This is a genomic window from Mesorhizobium sp. M2A.F.Ca.ET.039.01.1.1 (assembly GCF_003998035.1).
GTDB lineage: Bacteria > Pseudomonadota > Alphaproteobacteria > Rhizobiales > Rhizobiaceae > Mesorhizobium.
The window spans coordinates 1-1,299 of the sequence record NZ_RZRY01001169.1; the positions used below are offsets into that span (position 1 = coordinate 1).

Annotated in this window: 2 protein-coding genes; both read left to right on the top strand. The window is 54.6% G+C overall.

Annotated elements, in window-relative coordinates:
- Nucleotides 1–802, top strand: an 802-nt coding sequence (locus EOA24_RS38260; protein WP_245501966.1) for an ABC transporter substrate-binding protein, incomplete at its 5' end; no start/stop codon positions are given.
- A partial coding sequence (locus tag EOA24_RS38265; RefSeq protein WP_133374925.1) for an ABC transporter permease occupies nt 802–1,299 on the top strand: 498 nt, incomplete at its 3' end. The genes EOA24_RS38260 and EOA24_RS38265, both read left to right, overlap by 1 nt.

A 1,299-nucleotide genomic window follows, 5' to 3' on the forward strand; every position in this document is an offset into this window, starting at 1 on the left:
GATCGAAAGCGATCCCAACCTCGCATTGGAAACCGTGAACGAGTCCGGCTCAGATTTTTACGTGCGCATGAATTTCCTGCAGCCGCCGTTCGACAACGCCAAGGCGCGTCAGGCTATGCTTCACCTGATTGATCAGGAGGCCATTATGCAGGCCGCCGGCTTCGATCCGAAATACATCCGCCCTGTCAAGTCAATATTTGGAAACAATACGCCGTATTCCAATGATGAGAACACGGGATGGTACAAGAAGGGGGGTGATCCTGAAAAGGCCAGGCAACTTTTCCAGGAAGCTGGATATACCGGCGAAAAAGTCGTCCTCCTCCAATCCACGGATTGGCCGGCAGCCAGTAAGGCCGCAGAATATCTTGCATTCATCCTGCGAAAGATTGGAGTCAATGTTGAACTCGCGCCGAGTGATTGGGGCGGGGTTGATAAACGCCGTGCAAACAAGGGACCGATTGAGGACGGCGGTTGGAACATGTATATAAGCAATTGGACCGATGCTGAACTCGATAATCCCATCGGTGTGCCTTTGTTCCGCGCCAATGGCGCAGACGCCTATTATGGCTGGCCGAAGAACGATCAATACGAGGCTCTCCGGGCCAAATGGGTAGAACTCGAAACGCTCGAGGAGCGACAGGCACTCGCTCGTGAGATGCAGCGCCTTGCGTGGGACTTTGTTGGCACTGCGATGTTGGGTCAGTCTTTTGAGCCAATCGCTCGCCGAAAATCTCTGACTGGCTTAGTCCATGTTTTGTCGGTTTATTACCCGATGTGGAATATGCAGAAAGTCCCGGCTTGATGGCGGCTTATATTTTTCGTAGGTTAGTTTCGACCATCGCCGTGATGGCGATGGTCGGGATCTTCGTATTCCTGCTTCTCAGGCTGGCACCAGGCGATCCGGCGGCTATGATCGCCGGCAGAAACGCCTCGCCACGGGTGATCGCTGCCATCCGCGAACAGTTGGGCCTGAACGATCCTATGCCGGTTCAGTTTCTACGCTGGGCTCTTGGTATCCTGAAGGGCGACTTCGGCACCTCGATTTTTTCCGGACGACCAGTTATCGAGCTTATCTCGCAGCGGCTTGAACCGACCCTGTCCCTGTCTACCCTGACGATGATCCTTTCGGGAACGGTCGGGGTCTCCTTCGGCATCCTCGCGGCGTGGCGAACCGGCGGTTTCATCGACCGTTTCCTCGCGGCCTTTTCAGCCCTTGGTTATTCCGTCCCGGTGTTTGTCATTGGCTATTTTCTTATCTACTTCTTCGCGATCAGGACACATTGGCTGCCGGTCCAGGAA